The organism is Myroides sp. N17-2 (assembly GCF_002286775.1).
Taxonomy (GTDB): Bacteria; Bacteroidota; Bacteroidia; order Flavobacteriales; family Flavobacteriaceae; genus Flavobacterium.
In genome coordinates this window covers 1-21724 of the sequence record NZ_NSGJ01000022.1, presented here as the reverse complement: position 1 = coordinate 21724, position 21724 = coordinate 1, and the positions used below count along the sequence as shown (strand labels likewise).

The 21724-nt window shown below is 34.8% G+C and carries 21 protein-coding genes; 13 read left to right on the top strand and 8 right to left on the bottom strand.

Features of this window, described 5'->3' with window-relative positions:
• Nucleotides 1-5 precede the first annotated feature (5 nt).
• The 6 genes from CF599_RS10265 to CF599_RS10240 all read left to right on the top strand — a co-directional run bounded on the left by CF599_RS10265 (nucleotide 6) and on the right by CF599_RS10240 (nucleotide 6157).
• Entirely contained in the window at nucleotides 6-581 is a 576-nt protein-coding gene (locus CF599_RS10265) for a non-canonical purine NTP diphosphatase (protein WP_121965944.1), read from the top strand.
• Between the two features lie 443 nt (nucleotides 582-1024).
• Complete coding sequence (locus CF599_RS10260; protein ID WP_121965943.1) at nucleotides 1025-2947, top strand: DEAD/DEAH box helicase; 1923 nt, start codon at nucleotides 1025-1027, stop codon at nucleotides 2945-2947.
• A 70-nt stretch (nucleotides 2948-3017) separates the two neighbouring features.
• A complete protein-coding gene (locus CF599_RS10255; protein ID WP_121965942.1) occupies nucleotides 3018-3773 on the top strand; it encodes a carboxypeptidase-like regulatory domain-containing protein in 756 nt (251 codons plus the stop codon).
• A gap of 113 nt (nucleotides 3774-3886) precedes the next feature.
• Nucleotides 3887-5137, top strand: coding sequence for a dihydroorotase family protein (locus tag CF599_RS10250; protein WP_121965941.1), 1251 nt, complete (start codon nucleotides 3887-3889; stop codon nucleotides 5135-5137).
• A gap of 18 nt (nucleotides 5138-5155) precedes the next feature.
• Nucleotides 5156-5500, top strand: coding sequence for a hypothetical protein (locus CF599_RS10245; RefSeq protein ID WP_121965940.1), 345 nt, complete (start codon nucleotides 5156-5158; stop codon nucleotides 5498-5500).
• A gap of 3 nt (nucleotides 5501-5503) precedes the next feature.
• Nucleotides 5504-6157, top strand: coding sequence for an alpha/beta hydrolase (locus CF599_RS10240; protein ID WP_121965939.1), 654 nt, complete (start codon nucleotides 5504-5506; stop codon nucleotides 6155-6157).
• Between the two features lie 71 nt (nucleotides 6158-6228).
• On the opposite strand, the gene CF599_RS10235 is transcribed toward CF599_RS10240, so the two are convergent.
• The 3 genes from CF599_RS10235 to CF599_RS10225 form a co-directional block, all read right to left on the bottom strand.
• Entirely contained in the window at nucleotides 6229-6771 is a 543-nt protein-coding gene (locus tag CF599_RS10235) for a hypothetical protein (protein ID WP_121965938.1), read from the bottom strand.
• A gap of 77 nt (nucleotides 6772-6848) precedes the next feature.
• Nucleotides 6849-7346, bottom strand: a complete 498-nt coding sequence (locus CF599_RS10230) for a hydrolase (RefSeq protein ID WP_121965937.1) — start codon at nucleotides 7344-7346, stop codon at nucleotides 6849-6851.
• 15 nt (nucleotides 7347-7361) lie between these two features.
• Nucleotides 7362-8126 (bottom strand): MBL fold metallo-hydrolase, encoded by a 765-nt coding sequence (locus tag CF599_RS10225; RefSeq protein WP_121965936.1) that lies wholly within the window; start codon nucleotides 8124-8126, stop codon nucleotides 7362-7364.
• A gap of 82 nt (nucleotides 8127-8208) precedes the next feature.
• Here CF599_RS10225 and CF599_RS10220 point away from each other — a divergent pair, with 82 nt between their 5' ends.
• Nucleotides 8209-9657 carry a TonB-dependent receptor gene (locus tag CF599_RS10220; protein WP_121965935.1) on the top strand — a complete coding sequence of 483 codons (1449 nt, stop codon included), beginning with the start codon at nucleotides 8209-8211 and terminating at the stop codon, nucleotides 9655-9657.
• 146 nt (nucleotides 9658-9803) lie between these two features.
• Here CF599_RS10220 and CF599_RS10215 read toward each other — a convergent pair whose 3' ends face one another.
• From CF599_RS10215 to CF599_RS10195, 5 genes are all read right to left on the bottom strand, one after another.
• On the bottom strand, nucleotides 9804-11069 hold the full coding sequence (locus CF599_RS10215; RefSeq protein ID WP_121965934.1) for an acetyl-CoA hydrolase/transferase family protein: 1266 nt from the start codon (nucleotides 11067-11069) through the stop codon (nucleotides 9804-9806).
• A 126-nt stretch (nucleotides 11070-11195) separates the two neighbouring features.
• On the bottom strand, nucleotides 11196-11594 hold the full coding sequence (locus tag CF599_RS10210; protein WP_121965933.1) for a DUF3995 domain-containing protein: 399 nt from the start codon (nucleotides 11592-11594) through the stop codon (nucleotides 11196-11198).
• Nucleotides 11595-11663: 69 nt separating this feature from the next.
• The gene (locus CF599_RS10205) at nucleotides 11664-12215 is read right to left on the bottom strand and encodes a Crp/Fnr family transcriptional regulator (protein ID WP_121965932.1); all 552 of its coding nucleotides are present in this window, start codon (nucleotides 12213-12215) and stop codon (nucleotides 11664-11666) included.
• Nucleotides 12216-12603: 388 nt separating this feature from the next.
• Nucleotides 12604-13608 (bottom strand): nucleotidyl transferase AbiEii/AbiGii toxin family protein, encoded by a 1005-nt coding sequence (locus CF599_RS10200; RefSeq protein ID WP_254050278.1) that lies wholly within the window; start codon nucleotides 13606-13608, stop codon nucleotides 12604-12606.
• Entirely contained in the window at nucleotides 13592-14206 is a 615-nt protein-coding gene (locus CF599_RS10195; RefSeq protein WP_121965931.1) for a DUF6088 family protein, read from the bottom strand. Before CF599_RS10195 ends, CF599_RS10200 begins: the two co-directional genes overlap by 17 nt.
• 303 nt (nucleotides 14207-14509) lie before the next feature.
• Here CF599_RS10195 and CF599_RS10190 point away from each other — a divergent pair, with 303 nt between their 5' ends.
• The 6 genes from CF599_RS10190 to pheT all read left to right on the top strand — a co-directional run bounded on the left by CF599_RS10190 (nucleotide 14510) and on the right by pheT (nucleotide 21543).
• Nucleotides 14510-15157, top strand: a complete 648-nt coding sequence (locus CF599_RS10190) for a hypothetical protein (protein WP_121965930.1) — start codon at nucleotides 14510-14512, stop codon at nucleotides 15155-15157.
• Nucleotides 15154-15576, top strand: coding sequence for an ankyrin repeat domain-containing protein (locus CF599_RS10185; RefSeq protein WP_121965929.1), 423 nt, complete (start codon nucleotides 15154-15156; stop codon nucleotides 15574-15576). Before CF599_RS10190 ends, CF599_RS10185 begins: the two co-directional genes overlap by 4 nt.
• A 214-nt stretch (nucleotides 15577-15790) precedes the next feature.
• A complete protein-coding gene (locus CF599_RS10180) occupies nucleotides 15791-16270 on the top strand; it encodes a hypothetical protein (RefSeq protein ID WP_121965928.1) in 480 nt (159 codons plus the stop codon).
• Nucleotides 16271-16418: 148 nt separating this feature from the next.
• Nucleotides 16419-18593, top strand: coding sequence for a DNA mismatch repair protein MutS (locus CF599_RS10175; protein ID WP_121965927.1), 2175 nt, complete (start codon nucleotides 16419-16421; stop codon nucleotides 18591-18593).
• Nucleotides 18593-19006, top strand: coding sequence for a thiol-disulfide oxidoreductase DCC family protein (locus tag CF599_RS10170; protein WP_121965926.1), 414 nt, complete (start codon nucleotides 18593-18595; stop codon nucleotides 19004-19006). The genes CF599_RS10175 and CF599_RS10170 overlap by 1 nt, the downstream gene beginning before the upstream one ends.
• 101 nt (nucleotides 19007-19107) lie before the next feature.
• Nucleotides 19108-21543 carry a phenylalanine--tRNA ligase subunit beta gene (gene pheT, locus CF599_RS10165; RefSeq protein ID WP_121965925.1) on the top strand — a complete coding sequence of 812 codons (2436 nt, stop codon included), beginning with the start codon at nucleotides 19108-19110 and terminating at the stop codon, nucleotides 21541-21543.
• The last annotated feature ends 181 nt before the right edge of the window (nucleotides 21544-21724 follow it).

Sequence of the window (21724 nt, the reverse complement as noted above, 5' to 3'; positions counted from 1 at the left end):
CACGTATGAAATTAGTCTTTGCATCAAATAATAAAAACAAGATTAAAGAAATCAAAAATCAGCTACCTGATACCATAGAGATATTGAGTCTAGAAGATATCGGATGTAATATAGACATTCCGGAGACAGCTGACACAATAGAGGGAAACGCAAAGTTAAAAGCTGACTTTATCAAGAGACACTATGGATACGACTGTTTCGCTGATGACTCAGGCTTAGAAGTGGATGCTTTAGATGGAGCCCCTGGAGTATACTCTGCGAGATATGCAGGCGAAGAAAAAAGTGATGATGCTAATATCGACAAGTTACTAGACACTTTAAAAGAGGAAGAAAATAGAAAGGCAAACTTCAAAACTGTGATTTGTCTGAATCTACATACAGAGACACACTTCTTCACAGGTATCATTGATGGACAGATTTTAAAAGAACGCCAAGGTACAGGAGGATTTGGTTATGACCCTATCTTTGTTGCTGACGGTATGGACAAGTCTTTTGCAGAGATCGATATGGACGCAAAGAATGCAATCAGCCATAGAGGAAAAGCAGTACGTCAGTTAGTTGACTTTTTATTAGAAGGATAACAACTCTAACTATATATAAGAGCAGTAATCAACTTCAATACTGCTCTTCACTTTACAAATCAGCTCTTTTTTTATAAAAAAACACATTATTTTACCTGACATTTCCTTTTCGGCACGCTTTTCGCTGTTTTAAAGTCACAAGATGACAAAAAAAGGAGAATATTTTCTCTAAAAAGACTGAACTAGTTGGATATGGTATATTTTTATAGTGTTAAATAAAAATAGTATTCACAAGTCACTTCATTACTTAAAAATGAAGAAGAACTACCTAATAATCAGCAATACAAGTTACAAAACTACTATTTACAAGGGTAGAACTCAATTACACATACTTCAAGGAAAATGATTAAAATTACGGTTTAAATTATTTTTGAATAATAAACATGCAATAACTACAATCGTAAGCTGAATAGTAGTATATTTGCGGCTATTTTAATATTTATATGAACAATTTCGAACAATTAGGATTAAATGAATCTCTTTTATCTGCGATCAAGGATATGGGGTTTGAAAATCCATCAGAGATCCAGCAGAAAGCTATTCCATTACTATTAGAGAAAGATACCGACATTGTTGCGTTAGCCCAAACGGGGACTGGGAAAACCGCAGCTTTTGGTTTTCCTTTGATTCAAAAGATAGACGTTTCTAATAAGAACACACAAGGTCTTATCTTATCGCCGACTAGAGAGTTATGTTTGCAAATCGCAAACGAAATTAAACAGTACTCGAAGTATGTAAAAGGACTTCACTCAGTAGCTGTTTACGGGGGTGCTAGCATAACAGAACAGGCTAAAGACGTAAAACGTGGAGCTCAAATCATTGTAGCTACACCGGGTAGAATGCAAGACATGATTAACCGCGGTATGGTTAACATCAAAAACATCCAATATTGTATATTAGATGAGGCTGATGAAATGCTTAACATGGGATTCTATGAGGATATCACATCTATTTTATCTGATACTCCAAAAGAAAAAAGCACATGGTTATTCTCTGCTACAATGCCGCAAGAAGTTGCGCGTATCGCAAGAGAATTCATGAAAACTCCAGAAGAGATTACTGTTGGTCACAAAAACCAAGGTAACGTAAATGTAAGCCATGAATACTATTTAGTATCTGCTAGAGATCGCTACCCAGCGCTTAAACGTTTAGCAGATGCAAATCCAGATATTTTCTCTGTAGTGTTCTGTAGAACAAAAAGAGATACTCAGTCAGTGGCTGAAAAACTTATCGAGGATGGATACAACGCAGCTGCATTACACGGTGACTTATCACAAGCTCAACGTGATGCTGTAATGAAATCATTCCGTGGTAAACAAATTCAAATGCTTGTTGCAACTGACGTTGCTGCACGTGGAATCGACGTAGATGATATTACTCACGTAGTAAACTACCAATTACCTGACGAAATCGAGACTTACACTCACCGTAGTGGACGTACTGGACGTGCTGGTAAATCTGGAACATCTATGGTTATCGTTACTAAGAGTGAATTAAGAAAAATTCAACAAATCGAGCGTATCATCAAAAACAAATTTGAAGAGAAGCCTGTTCCATCTGGAATTGAGATCTGTGAAATTCAATTATTCCACTTAGCTAACAAAATCAAAGAAGTTGAAATTAATAATGAAATTGAAGCTTATTTACCAGCTATCACTGAATTATTACAAGACTTTGACAAAGAAGAAATCATTAAAAAAGTAGTTTCTGTAGAGTTCAACAGATTCTTAGAATACTACCAAAAAGCTTCTAACACAATGGCTAGCGTAGCTGCCGGAAGAAACAATTCGAAAGAAATACCTACTGATGGTGCAGTTCGTTTCTTCGTTAACTTAGGTGCTAAAGATGATTTAGACTGGATGACATTAAAAGATTTCTTACGTGATACTTTAGAGTTAGGTCGTGATGACTTATTCAAAGTTGACGTTAAGGACGGGTTCTCATTCTTCAACACTGAAGCTGAACACGCTGACAAAGTTATGGAGATCTTAAACGGTCTTGAGTACAAAGGACGTCGTGTGAATGTTGAAATCTCTAATAATGACGGTGGCCGTAGTGGTGGACGTCGTGATCACAACAACCGCGGAGGTGGTAGAAGTGGTGGAGGATTCAGAGGTGGAGAAAGAAGATCTGAAGGTGGATTTAGAGGTGGAGAAAGAAGATCTTCATCATCTGATAGATCTGGAGGTCGTAGTAACGACAGAAGATCATCATCTGAAGGTGGAGGATTTAGAGGTGGAGAGAGAAGATCTTCTTCATCTGATAGATCTTCTTCTGATAGATCATCTGACAGAGCTCCTCGTAACGAACGTGGATCAAGAAGAAGTAGCGATGGTGACTCATCTAGAAGAACTAGAAGAGACTAAATTGTTAATTTTTACCAAATAGTACATAAAACTGTAAAATATCTTTTATTTTTAGGCAATCTTAAAAACTATGAGAAATTTTACAGTTTTATTATTTATAATACTTTCGTCTTTTACTGCTCTAGCGCAAAAAAGCAACACAGTAAAGGGAACTATTTTAAATGACAAATCATTTTTACCCGTAGATGACGTTAACGTTATCAATACTACTAAAGTTAAAGGTACAATCAGCAAGCGAGATGGCTCTTTTAGTATAGAAGCCAATCTTAATGACTCGATACACCTATCTTATCCAGGCTACATACCTATCAAATTAAAGGTAACCAATGACTGGTTAAATAACGAAAATCTTAAAATATACTTCACTGAACAGACAATTGTATTAGACGAGATCGTCATCAAGAAGTTTGAATTAACTGGGTATCTAGAGGTAGATACTAAGCTTATCGAACTAAATGATAAAATGCAATTTGACTTTTACAGAAGAAATCAAACTCCTTACTATGGTACAGCTATGGGTACTTTCTTTAGTCCTGTAGATGTGGTCTATAACCTATTCAAAGGAAAAGACAAAAAACTTAAGAAGTTAGAAGCTATTAAAGAAGATCAAAATATGATCGCTTTAATGCAAACTAGATATGACAGAGAGATTGTTTGTGGTCTTCTAGAGATAACTAGAGAAGACATCGTTAAGTCTTTACAGAACTGTAACTATAGTGATAGATTTATCTATACAGCTACAGACTTCCAGATTTACCAAGCATTAAACGACTGCTATGACAACTCTAAAGTACTAGCAACAAAAAAACGAAATACATCCAATTAATGGATGTATTTTTTTTGCTCTATTTTCACTAATTGTAAATATGATAAAATAGAAATAAAACCTATTTTTGTACCAATAACAACACATCACTAATATAAACTACTTCACAGAAAATGAATATCATTTTAAAAACTGCAAAAGTAATTGATCCTGCTAGCCCATTTCACAACCAAACTGTTGACATTCAAATAGAGAATGGGGTAATTACTAATATTGCTAATCAAATCGACAATAACGAATTTGAACAAGTAAAGTATGACAACCTGCACATCTCTCAAGGTTGGTTTGACAGTTCAGTTTGTCTAGGTGAGCCAGGTTTCGAAGAAAGAGAAAACATCGCACACGGATTAGAAGTGGCTGCTAAAAGTGGATTTACTCAAGTAGCTGTAGAACCGAACACCCACCCTATCGTTGACTCTCAAAGTATCGTGAGCTTTATTAAACAAAAAGCATTCGGTCAGACAACAGAGTTATTCCCTATCGGGGCCTTAACGATGAAATCTGAGGGTAACGACTTAGCTGAGTTATTCGATATGAAAAATGCAGGAGCTATCGCTTTTGGAGATTATAAAAAGTCAATCCAAAATGCCAATGTCCTTAAGATTGCACTTCAGTATGTACAAGACTTTGATGGACTTGTAATCGCATTTTCTCAAGATAATAGCATCAAAGGTAAAGGTGTCGCTAATGAAGGCGTAGAAAGCACAAAACTAGGCTTAAAAGGCATCCCTACTCTTGCAGAAGAAGTACAAATAGCTCGTAACTTATTCTTACTAGAATATACAGGAGGTAAAATACACTTCCCTACTATCTCTACCGCTAAGTCAGTAGAGTTAATCAAAGAAGCTAAACTAAAAGGATTAAATGTAACGTGTAGCACAGCCGTTCATTTATTAACGATGACTGACGAGAAGCTTAACGACTTTGATACCCGATTTAAAGTATTACCTCCACTTAGAGATGAAGCGAATAGACAAGCGTTAATCAACGGTGTATTAGATGGAACGATCGACTGTATCACATCTGAACACAATCCTCTAGATATAGAGCACAAGAAACTAGAATTTAACAGTGCTTCTAACGGAACTATTGGTTTAGAATCAGCATTTGCCGCTTTAAACACAGTGCTTCCTATCGAAGTAGTAATCGCTAAACTTACAGCTGCTAGAACAATCTTCAAGATAGAAGAACAACCTATAGCAGTAGGTAACAAAGTGAACTTAACACTATTCAATCCTAAAAAAGAGTATATCTTTACCAAAGAAAATATCCTGTCTAAATCTAAAAACTCTGCTTTCTTAAACCACGCGATGAATGGTGAAGTATACGGAGTAATAAACGGAGACAGAAAAACATTAAAATAAATTAATTAATCAAACATAATGCTGAAGACTTTTAACGAAAAGGAAATAGAAACAGGTAGAACAATGGCTGTAATAGCACACCTAACAATAATAGGTTGCCTTGTCGCTATATTTATGAACCTAGACCCTAAGAATAGATTCTCAGGTTTTTACATCAAACAATCTTTTGGGATATGGTTATTCTTTTATGCCTTAGCCTATACAGTTGGGAACTTTAATTCATGGGCTGTTTCAGGACCTTTTTACTTCTGCTTCATCATTATTTGGGCTTATAGCTTTATAGGAGCTGTAAGCAAAGAAATTAAACCCTTACCTAAGGTAGGTGTGTATTTTCAAAAATGGTTTGACAAATTATCTGCATAAATTATGGATACATCACTTTCTATTTCATATTTGGTTCAAGAACCTAAAGTTATAAAAGACAGTAACCCTGTTATCATTTTATTACATGGATATGGTAGTAATGAGGAGGACTTGTTCTCTTTTGCTCCTGAGTTACCTGAAGATTACTATGTGATCTCAGCGCGTGCTCCATTCACTGTACCTCCTTACGGATATGCATGGTATGCTATCACTTTTGACGCTGATGCAAACAAATTCTCTGATGATAACCAAGCTATCGAATCTAGAGATTTGATTGTTCGATTTATAGATGAACTTATCGCTAAATACCCTATAGATGCTAATAACGTTAACTTAGTAGGATTTAGTCAAGGAGCGATCCTTAGTTACGCAATCGCGCTATCTTATCCCGAGAAGGTAAATAAAGTAGTAGCACTGAGCGGTTACTTTAATGAAAACATCATTGCTGAGAATTACAAAGAGAACAACTTAAGTAAGCTTAAATTCTTTGCTTCTCACGGGACGGTAGATCAGGTTATTCCTATTGATTGGGCTAGAAGAACACCTGTTGTATTAAACAGTCTTAATATCACTCATACGTATAAAGAATACCCTGTAGGACACGGAGTACATCCTTTAAACTTTAAAGACTTTAAAGATTTTCTTTTAGAAGAGTAATCTTAACCTTTTTAGCATAAAAAAACGGCTAGTAGATATCTACTAGCCGTTTTTTATTATCTGTTTGATTTCTATTCATTAGTACCCTCTTCTTCTATCGGTTGATCACTGTTGATTACCTTTAGTTCAATGGTTTTAGCAGCAGTGAATGCCACTTCTCCTTTTTTCTTTAGCACCATACCTTCTTTAGATAATTCCCATCCATCGTTGATATAAGCACTTTTGTCTTTAGATTGTTCTAGTACTACCCCTTTCTTTTGGTTAGGCAAATAGATCTCTGCTTTCTTTTTATCTTTAGAGAAAATAACGAAGCAACTAACATCATTATCTTCCATCTCGTTCTCTTCTACATCATCCCCCACTACACCTACTGGATTTAATCTAAATCCTTTCTCAAAGATACGAATACAGTCATCTTCTAATTCACTCCATCTATATCCTGCAGAGTAAGCACATCCATTACTTTCATCATCATCTTCTAATGCTACTATCTCTTTACTTCCATCTGTCACCACCATTTCTTTATCGGTACTCCCCTTTCTATCTTTCAAGATAAAATCACAAGAAGTAAACACCAAAAGCAACAAAACAAACAAACTTGTTGATATTTTCATATTTAACTATTTTAAAGTTACGCCCTACTTCTGCATTCTATTGTTTCCCCAAGGGAATGTGTAAGCAAGGTTATATATTATTCCGTTGTTGTATACAACACGGTATCTATTGTTTTAAAATCAGTAGGAGTTCCCTCTTTATAAAAATATTTTATCAATACTTCCCCATGTAATGAACCTGCATAAAAATCAGCAATTATCCATCTGTGATTAAGTATTTTTACTTTATTAATCACACATTTGTCTCCATTCATTACTCCATAAGGAACTAAAGGATTACCATTCTCTTGGTGATTTAAAGCTAATACTTCTTCTTTAATTAACGCTAATGATTTGTCAATATTTTTATAGTTAAAATATTCTTGAGCATCATTATTATATTCGATAGAGAAGTAATTAGACTCGTTAAACTCCTTAGTAACCTGTTTTAATGAATCTCGAACAATGTCAATACGCTTATGAGCTATATCTATCTTCTTCTCTTCCATCTTATACATATTATTATTATTGGCATAAAACAATACCAATAGTACTGATGAAAAAAGGAATAAGTAAAAGAAAGCTTTATGTTTCATAATTATGAGTATAAATTAAATAGTGATTTTTAAATTGTCAAACGCCAAATATACATCTTTTGGCAGTATTTCCTGCACCTCTTTATGAAAACCTAAGTCTTGTGCTATATGCGTTAGATAGGTTTTCTCTGGTTTTATTTGCTCGATAAAAGCAAGTGCTTCATCTAAGCTAAAATGAGTAGGATGTTCTTTAATTCTCAGCGCATTTACGATTAAAACCTTACAACCTTTTATCTTTTCTATCTCTTTGTCCGAAATATATTTGGCATCAGTAATGTAAACCAAATCTCCAAAGCGATATCCAAATATAGGCAGTGGCCCATGCATAATATCCAATGGAACGATCGTTTTATCATTAATGACGATATTCGTGTCAGAAGTGACAATATGCTCCACTACACTTGGCGCTCCAGGATATCTATCCTCCTTAGTGAAGATGTAATCAAACCTCTTCTCCAACGCTGCCATCACTCGATCTGAAGCATATAATGGCATCGGACCATGCAAAAATGTCAAGGGACGTATCTCATCTAATCCTGCGATGTGATCTGCATGCTCATGGGTGTATAATACCGCATCCAACTTAGTACAACCTACTGCTAACATCTGCTGACGAAAATCAGGACCACAATCAACTATGAATGTGCTGTCGTCCCACTTAACCAAGATCGATGTTCTCAGTCTCTTGTCGCGTTGATCTTCACTATGAGCGACTGGATGATCTATACCTATAATAGGAATTCCCTGAGAAGTACCTGTGCCTAAAAAATAAACTTCCAAAATGACTTAATTTTTCCACAAAAGTACGGTTTATCTTTTTTTGTTGCACGATATTTGTTACGTTTGTTTAAAATAGTAACTAATGAAAAACTTTGCGGAAGACTTAAAATTAGATGGTGACAGATTCATAGAACACCAACCTGCAATATCAGATAAAGCCCTTAAAATCAATCTTAATAACGACATTTACGGAACCTTCGCTGAGATAGGTGCTGGTCAAGAAACAGTACGTCATTTTTTTAGAGCTGGTGGTTCTTCTAGAACTGTTGCTAAAGCGATGTCTGCTTATGACAAAGTATTTAGTGATGCGATTTATTCTGTAGAAGAAGATGGGCGTTATGTAACAGAAAGTCGTCTGATCAAGATGCTTGATTATGAGACAAAAAAGATAGAAGAACGTCTAATCCGCGCTGAGAATCCTAACAAGACATTCTTTAGTTACGCTAATACAGTGGCTACTATTGATTATGCCAAAAAGAATAAAGGACACGGATGGGTAGGAATTATGTTCCAAGCTGAATCAGGTCAACCTTATAATAAAATAGTACTACATATACAGTTTAAAGAAACGGATTCTAAGTTGCAACAGGAGACACTAGGTATATTAGGGGTTAACCTTATCTATGGTGCATTCTACCAACATAACGATCCTAAAAAACTGATATATAGCTTATATGATCACTTAGATAAAGATCAAATAGAAATCGACAGTATCAACTTCTCTGGGCCTATCTTTGATAAAGTAGACAACAGATTAATGAGTTTACAGTTGGTTAAAAACGGAATGACAGACGCAGTAATGTTCAATCCTAATGGACGTTGTGAATTAGCTGCTAACGAATTATACAAGCAGAATATCCTTGCATTAAGAGGTAGCTTCAGACCTGTTACTATCGTTAATATGGATATGTACCAGAAGTCATTAGAGAAGTTTATGACCAATAATAACTTAGCTAAGGAGAATACTACTGTAGTATTTGAGATTACGCTATCTAACTTATTAGCAGAGGGAGAACTGGACGAAGCAGACTTCTTAGAAAGAGCAGATTTATTATGCTCTCTAGGACAGACAGTGATGATCTCTAACTACCAAGAGTACTATAAACTGACAGAATACTTCTCTAAGTACACTGATCAGAAAATAGCCTTAGCAATGGGAGTAAGTAGCTTACTTAACATATTCGAAGAGAAATACTACACTAATCTAACAGGTGGTATCTTAGAAGGTCTAGGTAAATTATTTAGAAATACGATGAAGATTTATCTATACCCAATGTTTGGTACAGAAGGACAAATCGTAGACTCAACAAATCTAAAAGTAGATTTACACATTAAAGAACTTTATAAATTCTTTAAAAAGAACAACCAAATCATCGATATCGAAGATTATAAAGAAGAACACTTATCTATATTCTCAAGAGATGTACTTAAACTTCTTCAACAAAATAAAGAAGGATGGGAAGAACAACTTCCTGCAGGTATCTCTAAAATCATTAAAGAGAAACAGTTATTCGGATATAAAAACAAGTAAAAGTCTTTTACAATATAAAGTAAAAAAGCCATTGAGTGATCAATGGCTTTTTCATTCCTATTTATTCTCACAAATTAAGTAGTTATTAATCTGATCAAACTAGATAAACAAAGAGTCTCCCACAAAAGACACTCTCCTATAAATAACTACTTAATACTGTCGTGATATGTTTTTAGTATTTCTTCTCTAAAATCAGGATGTGCAATACCTACCAATGCTTCAGTACGTTGTTTTAGCGTTTTACCATATAAGTCTGCTACCCCATACTCTGTGACGATATACTGCGCGTGAGCACGTGTAGTCACTACTCCTGCTCCTTGTTTTAAGAATGGAACGATACGGTTATGTCCTTTATTACTAGTAGATGATAACGCGATAATCGCCTTACCTCCTTTACTTAATGAAGCCCCACGTACGAAGTCCATTTGTCCACCCACACCTGAATACATGTGTACTCCTAGTGAATCTGCACATATCTGCCCTGTCAAGTCTACTTCTAACGCTGAGTTAATGGCAACTACCTTAGGATTCTGACGGATAATAGAAGTATCGTTTACATAACTTGACTCTTTCATTACAATAAACGGGTTGTTATCCACGAACTTATACAGACGCTCAGATCCGATTAAGAATGTTGCTAACGCTCTCCCCTTTGCTATAGTTTTCTTAGAGCAGTTAATCACTCCACTCTCTATCAAATCAATCACCCCATCAGAGAACATCTCCGTGTGCAATCCTAAGTTTTTATGATTTTGAAGTCTTGATAGCACTGCATTTGGTATAGAACCTATTCCCATCTGTAATGTACTCTCATCCTCTATTAGATTAGCTACATAATCTCCTATCTTCGCTTCTGTAGCTGATATCTCTACTTGCTTCTGAGCATAAATAGGACAGTGATGTTCTACCGCCATATCTATTTTAGAAATATGTAATACACTATCCCCAAAAGTACGAGGCATAAAGTTATTAATCTGTGCAATAGTTATCTGAGCGCACTCCATAGCAGCTACAGTCGCTTCTACAGAAGTTCCCAAAGAACAGAATCCATGCTCATCAGGAGGTGATACTTGAATAAGAACCACATTTACTTTAACCGCTCCTTTTCTAAATAGATTAGGCACTTCACTTAAGAATACAGGTGTATACGACCCGTTACCCGCCGCTATAGTATGGCGAACATTCTTACCAATAAAGAAAGAGTTAACGTGAAAACTACCCGCTAAAGCAGGGTCTGCATAAGGAGCAGCTCCCTCAGTATGGATGTGACAGAACTCTACGTTGCGCAGTTCTTCTGCTCTATCGCTAATCGCTTTAGTTAATATATTAGGAGTGGCAGCTGCTGCATGTACATAAATACGGTCTCCCGATTTTACCACTTTTGCAGCTTCTGCAGCTGATACATATCTCATATTTAAAGTATTTGGAAATGACTAAACACCTAGGGTGCCTTTTCTATTAATAACAGTTCCAAATTACGTAATTTTCCAACAGTATTCAACTGATTTATATCAGTAAACACTGCGTTATCGCGATTTTTAGCAGAAATATAAAAATGCATTACTAAGTGCCAAATAAATACAAAGAGGAATGAAGATTCCCGTATCATTTTTAGCAAATACACTGTCTTTCACTTTTTTAAACAAACCTGCATATCTAAAGTCTCCTATCGCTCGCAAGGCAAACAAACCTCCCATCACTAAATATACCCAATGATACCCTACAACAGCAATGCCACTAAAGAATGCAAATATTCCTAATCCACTTGCCACTACAAGTGTACCTATAGGTCTAGGATGAAGTTTAAGCTCTCCATCTTTAGTTGGTAGCGTTCCTGCTTTTAACCCCATCCCTCCGAATGCCCAATAAATATGTATCCCTGATAGAAATGAAAAAATAAGAACATTCACTATCTTAATAATTACCTCTAAACTCATAATGCTAATGTATTTTAATGAAGTAAAATTACCTTACTAAAAAGAGAAAAACATTCACTTAAGTTAACATTACTTCTCAATTAACCTCTTGCGAATACGAGATAGAGACTGAGGTTTCACCCCGATATAACTAGCAATATGCTTCTGTGGAATATGATTAAATACCTGTGGAGAAGTATTTGCCAACTGTAGGTAGCGTTGTTCAGGTGTTAGAAACAAGAGAAAATCAATACGTTTTTTCGCTTCTAAGAAGATTTGGTCTGCCATTAATCTACCTAATCGTTGCCCTTCTAAAGAACGTTCGTAATACTCAAACAAATCAACCTTTCTAATCAACTCCACCTCCGTCTCCTCCACCGCCACAATGATTAACTGAGAAGGCGTATTAGTAAGAAGCCCCTCATAATTCGTAAACACATCATCACTAAGATAGAATGAGAAAGACACATCTCTACCCTCTGCATCTATATAATACATACGCAAACTACCTGTACGCACTAACCCTACATAATCACATACCTCACCAAGGCTCAGTATCTCCTCCCCTTTCTTCATTACTCTATGCAACACCTTAGGTTCCAAATCCTGTAATAATCGTGATACGAATTCATTGCTTTGCATAACTTCCTTTAATTTTGACGAAGATAAAACATTCCTTTAGTAACAATTCATTTGTTCCCAAGTTCTTCCCAAGATTGCCTGTTTGTTCCAAACGAAGGCCTGTTTTGGGAACGAGAGTGGAATCTGACTGGAAGGGAAGTGAAGCACGAGATATTTGGGGTAAATACTGCGTAAAATAAAATCAGTTATAATATTATTTTTCTGACAGATACAAGTTCTTGGAGCATATGTTACTACTCTCTCTATTAGGAGTAAATGATTGCTATTTCAGACAAATACCACCTATTTGTTTGAAATAACAATCATTTTGACTGAAATATATAATTCACAAAAGTGGATAAAGCTTTTCTTTGGAATTGATTTAAAGAACAAAAAATGGTGATTTTATCTAAATAATTCTATTAAATTTATTTTCAATATCCTTTAAGACATTAAGTAAATCATTCCAATCTAAACTTTCACCAATAATCATATACTCTTGCATCGTTTTATAATCCGTCTCCCATTCTACTAACACCTCTAGTGGAGGTAAGATGTTCAATTCACCTTTTATATGATTAGAATAATCGATTCCTCTTAAAGGAGTTATTTTTTTACGATGCTCAACAATACGAATAAACAACTCATCATCTGATATAGCTTGCACACCAAACTCTGAGTCCATAATTTTATTCAAATCATAAAAATGTCTAGTCAACCTCTCTGTTCTTATTTTCTCTATGGGCTTTGAAAACTCTTCGTGCAATAACAACACTTTCTCAATAAATGTCCGAGTGGGAATTACTACTTGTACATTAAAGGCAGGCACTGCAAAAGCTAATTCTGAAAACTTCTCATCAATAAAAGAAATTATAGACTTTGGCTCCGCTGGTTCTGTTAATGACCTCGCTCCCATTTCTAGTAAAACTCGTTGCTGAATATATTCATTCGTAGCTGGAACATCTGATTGATAATAAACTTCTAAAGTATTTGGATCACTTGTGTCATCAACTTTACCGTTATATTTAATTTCATAAACATTGGAAGAAACTCCTAATTGGGTTAACTGATTAATTAATTCTTCTCTAAATTCATTAATAATAAATCCTCCTGAAGTCTTTCTTAGTTTTTTAATTTGAGTATTAGAGGATAGATCATCGAAGCCTAATAACCGTCGATCAATAATTAAATCTATATCTTCAGAAAAGCGTTCTATCAGATGATAAGCTTTACTTAAAGAAGTACCTCCTTTAAAAATAATAGATTCACTATATTTAGATTGAAATATCGCCTTTAAAAGAATACAAACCCACCAATCTTTCTCAACCACAAATGCAGGCAATCCATAAGCAGCTGCAACCTGATTCAGCACCTGAACTCTTTGTTCTTTTCCTAAACTAATCCACATATTCATTCAAATAATAAAGTTTAGTAATTTGCTTTTGAATCCAAACAGGAGCATATTTCAACTGAGCATTTATGACATCTTCATCTATTTTACTAATCGATAGTTTTATTGTATTTAAAAAAGAATCTGTAACTTCTTTTTGTCCTTTCTCTTTAAAAGCTTGTATTACTAAATGCAATAATTCATCCTTTACCATAAGATTTTTAGGCACAGTTCTTTTAAATTTAATTGTCCTCTTACCTATCTTAATTTCTCTTTGAGACCCATCCGTTAAATAAACTATTTTTAGCGGTATTTGAGTTGTTAACCCTAATAAATATAAGGCTAATACACCTGTTGGTGCTATACGTACTTTATCTCTTCTAGCTATCTCCTTTACTATTTCTTCTGTAGTAGGATAAATCGTTCCTATTAAAGAATCTTGCTTAGGTTTTGTATAAATACCTTGTGCTATTCGCTCTATTAATCTCTCTTTTTCCAAACGTGAAAGTACTTGACGAATATTATCTGCCGTACCATATTTCACAAAATCATCAGCGAAAAAAATATCTCCACGCTTAGACTTCACAATCTTCCTTTCTATCTGATTACTAATAGGTAACATTTATCAAAAACTTTAGTTATGTCACAAATTTAATCAAAATTTGTGACATAACTAAAGTTTAAATCACATAAAATAAAGAGACTTCTCTGGAAATTCAGAGAGCATAGACAATATTAGGGTACTGACTCTTAGTACTTCCTGAATTAGAATTAACAGAACCACCATCAATGTATGGTAGAAATAATATTTAGTTACATTGGAATAGAATGGACTAAGGGATAAACAATAATATTATTGCTTTAATTATTTAAATAATTGATACCTTTAAGGATATAAATCAAATAAGACATCATATATAGAGCAATGAATACAAGCGACTTTATAGACAAGGTAACACACTTCTCAGAAGAAAACGAATTAGTACATACTTACGTTAATGTTGATAATAAAGCTAAAGCATATGATAGATTTTTAAAACGACTGTTTTGGGTTGATGAGCTAAATATCTATATGACAGGTTGGTTAGGAGAATTGTATAATTACACTAATGGAGTGGATCTAATAAATTATTACATAGTGCCTTATAATAATTATTATAATCAAAAGAAGTTTGCTTATGATGATTTCTGTAGAGGATGGATTACTAATCATAAGAATGAGATATTAGCAGGCTTTTACTCATTTATGACAGATGATAGTTCACTAATAGGCTTTTTAGGACAATTAAGAGATACGCAGGGTAATCATTTTATAGCTTATTCTAAAACTAAGAAGAGATTAAATGATGTGGATGTGATCTTCTCTAGTGTTTTTTCATTATATGACTACATCATTGATTCCTTAAGTAAGAATGAAAACCTAAACTTCGAGAAGCCCTTAGCTTTTTGGAGAGAAAGAGATAATGAATTAGATCAAGCATATCAAAACAATGAGATTATGGAGTATAAGATGAAACATCTTTTCAAACTTGAATCTGATAATTATAGATTGAATAAGAAAATAGAAGAATGAGTAATAGAGAAATGTTTAAAGCCGTTTTTAATTCAGATTATGATAAGATAAATGAGTTATTAGGTATGGGAGAAGATATTAATTCTATTGATGACAGGATGAGGACTCCTCTTTTAGTTGCGATAGGAAACAATAATATAGAAATGATTAGGTATTTGTTAGATCACGATGCTACCCCTAACCCTGATTCTAAGCTAGTATATACACTACCATTGAACTTAGCTATAGATGTAGCAGTAGAAGTTTGTAAAAACAATACTAATGCACTAGAGGATTCGACAGAAGTTATTGAATTGTTATTAGCTTATGGAGCAGATATAAATGTGAAAGATAGAGATGGTGAGTCTGCTTATGACTTTGCAAAAAGATATCATCTACCTGCACAGAGCTTATTTGAAAAGTTGAAAACTACAAGATAAATAGAAGCACTTGATTCCTATCAAGAAATACTAAGAAAACAAATAGATAAAATGAAAAGAGAAGAAGACTATTATTTTTTTTTTATGTAACAAGTCATCCATTTTTATCCTGAACGCTGGAAAGGGCTTAATCTATTAGGAAAAGCTCTAATGCGCGTTCGTCAAGAGTTAGAGAAATAATAATCATTTTATGTCGTACTTAACTAGCAAGTATATGAAAGTACATTTTGCAGATTTAGAAAGAATCAATCATTGTAATGATGGTTCTTGGGGTACCTTTTATTATAAAGATGAGAAGTTTAATGGTATAGTTTATGACACTATTGGAGATAAACCTTATTGGATTTTTTCAGTTAAAGATGGGCTACAGAATGGAACTGAATATACATTCTATGAGGAAACAGACATCATAGAACAGATATGTGAATATAGGGATAATCATCAGTTAGGTATTTCTAAAGAGTTTGATGAACAAGGCGAATTGCAATCCGTTAGCATCATATACGATAATAGTTATCTAAAAACTATCGAGATTGATGACATTAAAGTAGATACAACACTAGCATATGATGATAGATATGGAGATCGTTTGCCTAGTTATCTTGTATCACTATTAAAATTATCTACAGAAGACCTCATTAACTATGAGTTTATAGATGACAATCCTTTTTTAACGCCACCTTATACTGATTAATGTTGCTCGTAAAACAAAGTATGTTAGAATATACTACCTATTTCTCACACCACCCCCGCCATTCACATAAAAAAACAGCTCAACTGAATTAAATACAGGTAATTCAGCCAAATAATGTTATTTTTGTACTTATTCTCATTTTATTAAAATGACATCAATAAATACAAAAACATTACAAGACTTAGAGTTCAACACAGTATTAGAAACAATATCAGCACTTTGTACGACAGAGGCTGGTAAAGAAGCTGCTATGGAGATATGCCCCTTCAAAACTGAAGCGGGGACTATGAGAGCATTGAGACAGACTTCTGAATACGTTTCTTCTTACACGAATAATAACATCATCCCGAATCACTATTTTGATAGTATAGATTACGAATTAAAGTTCTTAGGTATCGAGAACAGTTTCTTAGAAGTGAGTAGCTTTAAGAAGATTGCTACCCTTGCAGAGACTACGATTACACTTATCGCATTTCTTAAGAAGTTCGAGGAGTACTATCCTAACTTATACTTTGAGGCGGAACAAACGCCACTAGAGAAGTCGATTCTTAAAGAGATCGATAATGTACTGGATAAATACGGAGAGATTAAGGATAATGCTTCCGTAGATTTAATGAATATTCGCAAGAATATCAATCTAGTTAGAGGGAAGATTAATCAGAGTTTCGGAAGTGCACTTAGTCAATATAACAGCTCTGGATATCTAGATGATATTAGAGAGACTGTGGTAGAGAACAGACGTGTACTAGCCGTTATCGCTATGCACAGACGCAAGGTTAAAGGGAGTGTATTAGGTACTTCTAAGACAGGAAGCATTGTCTATATCGAACCTGAAGCAACGCTCAGATATTCGAGAGAATTAAACAATCTAGAGTATGAGGAGCGCGAAGAGATTGTGCGTATCTTAAAGCATCTGACTGATGTGATTCGTCCATTTAGAGACTTGCTATCAGAATATCAGAGTTTCCTTACTTATATAGACGTTACAGCTGGTAAAGCGAAGTATGCTAATAAGATTAATGGACTACTTCCTGAGATTAGCAAGGAACGTGAGATGTACTTTAGAGAAGCCTTCCACCCTATCCTATTGTTGAATAACCGCGCTAAGAATAAGCCCGTTTATCCACAGACGATAAGCTTAGAGCAGGACAGCCGTATCATTGTTATCTCTGGTCCTAACGCTGGTGGTAAGAGTATTACCCTAAAGACTATTGGATTATTACAACTGATGTTACAATCAGGACTGCTAATTCCGGTACACGAACGAAGCAAGACTTTCTTATTTGACAGAATACTGACAGATATCGGTGATAATCAGTCTATCGAAAACCACTTGAGTACATATAGTTACAGACTTAAGAATATGAATTATTTCTTAAAGAAATGTAATGCGAATACACTGTTCTTAATAGATGAGTTCGGTACAGGATCTGATCCTGAACTAGGAGGTGCATTAGCAGAGGTATTCTTAGAGGAACTGTATGACAGAGAGGCTTATGGAATCATTACTACGCACTATACTAATCTGAAGATACTAGCGAATGAGTTGCCTAATGCCATCAATGCAAATATGCTTTTTGACGAGAAGTCTCTAGAGCCAATGTATAAACTAAACGTAGGTCAGGCAGGTAGTTCGTTCACTTTTGAGGTAGCACAGAAGAATGGTATTCCATTTAGCTTAATCAACAGAGCTAAGAAGAAGGTAGAGGGTGATAAAGTTCGCTTTGATAAGACTATCGCTAATCTACAGAAAGAAAGACACAAGCTAGAACGCACATCTCAGAATCTTAAAGAAGAGGAAACAAAGGCTAGAGATGAAGGTAAGAAGATGGAGAGCATCAATGCTAAGATCCAAGAAAAACTGGAGCGTTACCAAGAGTTATTTGACTCTAATCAACGCCTAGTAGCTTTAGGTCAACGTCTAGATGATCTATCTGAGAAATACTTTAATAACAAGAGCAAGAAAACCCTGTTCGGAGAAGTCCTTAAAGTAGTGGAAATCGAAAACTCTAAACGCAAGCCTATTACGGTTAAAGAAAAGAAAGAGAAAGAGGTAGTCCAAAAAGAATTGATCAAAGAGGTAGAACAAAAAGTAGAGGTTATCCGCAAAGAGAAAAAAGAAGAAAAAGCGAAGAAACAACTACAAGATACTCAGAACAAGACTAACTTCCCGCTTAAAGTAGGTGATAGAGTTAGAATGATAGATGGTCGTTCTGTGGGAACAATAGATGTGATCGAAAAAAACAAAGCCACTGTTAACTATGGTATCTTTACTTCTAAAGTGAGTATAGATCAATTAGAAATGGTGCAACGCAAAAAATAATGTTAGACATACCACGTGATAAAAAGATAGTCTTATTTGACGGAGTTTGCAACCTATGTGATACTGCCGTTAATAAGATCATTACTGCTGATAAAGACGATCAGTTTAGATTTGTCTCTCTTGACTCTGACAAGGGCAAGGAGATTCTAAACTATATCGGAATAGATAGAGCGAAGATAGACAGTATCGTATTATACGAACCTGGGATAGCGTATTACATAAAGTCAAAGGCGGCTTTTCAAATCGCATCTACACTTGGAGGAATGTATTCATTAATAGGTGTTTTTTCTTTTTTACCAAAAGGATTGACTGATCCCTTATATGATTACATCGCTAAAAACAGATACAAATGGTACGGAAAAAAGGAGAGCTGTATGATTCCTAGTGAGGATATTAAACAGAAATTTCTTTGATTTGGTCACTTAACGCTAATTTGTGATTTTTTAATCATAAATAATTTCTATTAAACTTAGGCAATGCTTATATTTGCGTACTTATAAAAAAATATTCTCGAATGCATATTTCATACAATTGGTTAAAACAATTCATTAAATTAGACATAACATCAGAAGAAACTTCAGAAATCTTAACAGACTTAGGTCTTGAGGTAGAAGGAATCACTCAATACGAGAGTCTTAAAGGTGGTCTAAGAGGAGTTGTTGTTGGACACGTATTATCTTGTACAAAACATCCAAATGCAGACAAATTAAACGTAACAAAAGTTGATTTAGGAACAGGTGAGCCAGTACAGATCGTATGTGGTGCGCCTAACGTTGCTGCGGGGCAAAAAGTACCGGTTGCTACTATTGGTACAGAATTGTTCGACGCAGAAGGAAATGCATTCCAAATCAAAAAAGGCAAGATTCGCGGAGAAGAAAGCTTTGGTATGATTTGTTCTGAAGTAGAACTTGGTATAGGTACAGATGGTAGTGGTATATTAGTCTTAGAGGACAAGTGGGAACCGGGTACGCCTGCCGCTACTCTATTCAATATCACAACAGACGAGGTTTTTGAAATCGGTCTTACCCCTAACCGCTCAGATGCAATGAGTCACTGGGGTGTAGCTCGTGATCTTAGAGCTAGTCTATTACAAAACTCAAAAGAAGAAACTCAACACAAAGAATTAATCACTCCTTCTGTCAGCAAATTTAAAGTTGAAAGAAGAACACTTAAGATTGATGTTGTCGTTGATGACTATAAAAAAGCGCCTCGCTACTGTGGTGTGACTATCTCTGGAGTAGAAGTTAAAGCTTCTCCTGACTGGTTACAAGATAGATTAAAAGCAATCGGTATTGCTCCTAAGAACAATATCGTAGACGTTACTAACTACGTGTTACACGATTTAGGACAACCTCTACACGCTTTTGATGCTGCGAAGATTAAAGGTGGTAAAGTACACGTTAAGACTGTAGATGCAGGTACTAAATTCGTTACTCTTGACGGAGTAGAGCGCATTCTTAATGAAGATGATTTAATGATCTGTGATGAGAATGGACCGATGTGTATCGCTGGGGTATTCGGTGGACTTAAATCTGCTGTATCTGAGAATACAACTACTATATTCCTAGAAAGTGCTTACTTTAACCCTGTAACAGTTAGAAAAGCTGCTAAAAGACATGGATTAAATACAGACTCTTCTTTCCGTTTTGAGAGAGGTGTAGACCCTGCTATCACTGAATATGCGCTTAAACACGCTGCCCTACTTATCCAAAAAGTAGCTGGTGGAGAGATCACTTCTGATATCATCGACTTATACCCTAAGAAAGTAGAAGAACATTCTGTATTCTTAAATTTCGATAATATCACTAGATTATTAGGAGAAGAAATCTCAAAAGAGACAATCAAGAAAATATTAGTTTCACTAGACATTAAAGTACACAGTATGTCTGATATCGGTATCGGTATTACGGTACCTGCTTACCGTGCTGATGTAACTAGAGAGATCGACGTTATCGAAGAGATCCTAAGAGTATACGGATTTAATAACATTACTTTCTCTTCTAAACTAAATGCTACTATCGCTAATAGCTCTAGAACAGAAGATCACAAAGTACAAAACATCATCGCTAATCAATTAGTAGCACAAGGATTTAATGAGATTATGAATAACTCATTAACTACGCCTGCTTACAGTGAACTAAGCGAGAACATAAAAGCAAGTTACCAAGTAGATATCTTAAACCCACTAAGTTTTGACCTATCAGTGATGAGACAGTCATTATTATTTGGAGGTTTAGAGTCTATCGCTTACAATATCAATAGAAAGCGTGGTGATTTAAAATTCTTTGAATTCGGTAAGACTTACCACAAAATGCTTAATAACTACGAAGAGTATAAACGCTTCGCTGTATTAGCAACTGGTAACATCACTAAAGCAAGTTGGAATTCTGTACAGAAACCTATTAGCTTCTTTGACTTTAAAGGATATATCAACGGAATTATCACTCGTCTAGGTTTTGCTAAAATCACTAGCCAACCTGTAGAGTCTGATTTATTCTCTGAAGGTATCGCTTACTATGTAGGAAAAGAGTTAATCGTAGAGTTCGGTATTCTTAAGAAATCAGTAACTAAGCACTTCGACATCAAACAAGAGGTATGTTATGCTGAGTTTAACTGGGATAATGTTCTTAAAACAGTTTCTGCTAAAATCAAAATAGCTGAGATTAACAAGTTCCCTTCTGTGAAACGTGATTATGCTTTATTAATCAATGAATCAGTTACTTTCGAAGAGATCTATAACTTAGTAAAACAAGTAGACAAAGCGATCATTAAAGACGTTACGCTATTTGACGTTTACCAAGGTGATAAAATCGAAGACGGTAAGAAATCTTATGCTATCTCTATCTTAATGGAAGATAATACGAAGACACTTACTGATAGTCAAGTTGACAAAATTATGAGCAAAATACAGTATCAATTAGAGAATGTTCTAAGCGCTCAATTAAGATAATACTAATCGTTTATAGTATATATTTAAAAACGCCTTGCTAGGTTTTAGTAGGGCGTTTTTAAATACATACAAGACTACAGTATTGATTAACAAAAACTTATAAAAGATTTGAGTTATCTGTTTAGTTTCCGTTAATCATCTTTAAGGTAGTTGGTTTCGCTTTAACCATCTTTACAATTGT

Bases quoted from the DNA above. Each gene is read 5' to 3' on its own strand.
- CF599_RS10265 (WP_121965944.1), top strand. From the start codon at position 6: ATGAAATTAGTCTTTGCATCAAATAATAAAAACAAGATTAAAGAAATC.
- CF599_RS10260 (WP_121965943.1), top strand. From the start codon at position 1,025: ATGAACAATTTCGAACAATTAGGATTAAATGAATCTCTTTTATCTGCG.
- CF599_RS10255 (WP_121965942.1), top strand. From the start codon at position 3,018: ATGAGAAATTTTACAGTTTTATTATTTATAATACTTTCGTCTTTTACT.
- CF599_RS10250 (WP_121965941.1), top strand. From the start codon at position 3,887: ATGAATATCATTTTAAAAACTGCAAAAGTAATTGATCCTGCTAGCCCA.
- CF599_RS10245 (WP_121965940.1), top strand. From the start codon at position 5,156: ATGCTGAAGACTTTTAACGAAAAGGAAATAGAAACAGGTAGAACAATG.
- CF599_RS10240 (WP_121965939.1), top strand. From the start codon at position 5,504: ATGGATACATCACTTTCTATTTCATATTTGGTTCAAGAACCTAAAGTT.
- CF599_RS10235 (WP_121965938.1), bottom strand. From the start codon at position 6,771: ATGAAAATATCAACAAGTTTGTTTGTTTTGTTGCTTTTGGTGTTTACT.
- CF599_RS10230 (WP_121965937.1), bottom strand. From the start codon at position 7,346: ATGAAACATAAAGCTTTCTTTTACTTATTCCTTTTTTCATCAGTACTA.
- CF599_RS10220 (WP_121965935.1), top strand. From the start codon at position 8,209: ATGAAAAACTTTGCGGAAGACTTAAAATTAGATGGTGACAGATTCATA.
- CF599_RS10215 (WP_121965934.1), bottom strand. From the start codon at position 11,069: ATGAGATATGTATCAGCTGCAGAAGCTGCAAAAGTGGTAAAATCGGGA.
- CF599_RS10210 (WP_121965933.1), bottom strand. From the start codon at position 11,594: ATGAGTTTAGAGGTAATTATTAAGATAGTGAATGTTCTTATTTTTTCA.
- CF599_RS10205 (WP_121965932.1), bottom strand. From the start codon at position 12,215: ATGCAAAGCAATGAATTCGTATCACGATTATTACAGGATTTGGAACCT.
- CF599_RS10200 (WP_254050278.1), bottom strand. From the start codon at position 13,608: ATGAATATGTGGATTAGTTTAGGAAAAGAACAAAGAGTTCAGGTGCTG.
- CF599_RS10195 (WP_121965931.1), bottom strand. From the start codon at position 14,206: ATGTTACCTATTAGTAATCAGATAGAAAGGAAGATTGTGAAGTCTAAG.
- CF599_RS10190 (WP_121965930.1), top strand. From the start codon at position 14,510: ATGAATACAAGCGACTTTATAGACAAGGTAACACACTTCTCAGAAGAA.
- CF599_RS10185 (WP_121965929.1), top strand. From the start codon at position 15,154: ATGAGTAATAGAGAAATGTTTAAAGCCGTTTTTAATTCAGATTATGAT.
- CF599_RS10180 (WP_121965928.1), top strand. From the start codon at position 15,791: ATGAAAGTACATTTTGCAGATTTAGAAAGAATCAATCATTGTAATGAT.
- CF599_RS10175 (WP_121965927.1), top strand. From the start codon at position 16,419: ATGACATCAATAAATACAAAAACATTACAAGACTTAGAGTTCAACACA.
- CF599_RS10170 (WP_121965926.1), top strand. From the start codon at position 18,593: ATGTTAGACATACCACGTGATAAAAAGATAGTCTTATTTGACGGAGTT.
- pheT (WP_121965925.1), top strand. From the start codon at position 19,108: ATGCATATTTCATACAATTGGTTAAAACAATTCATTAAATTAGACATA.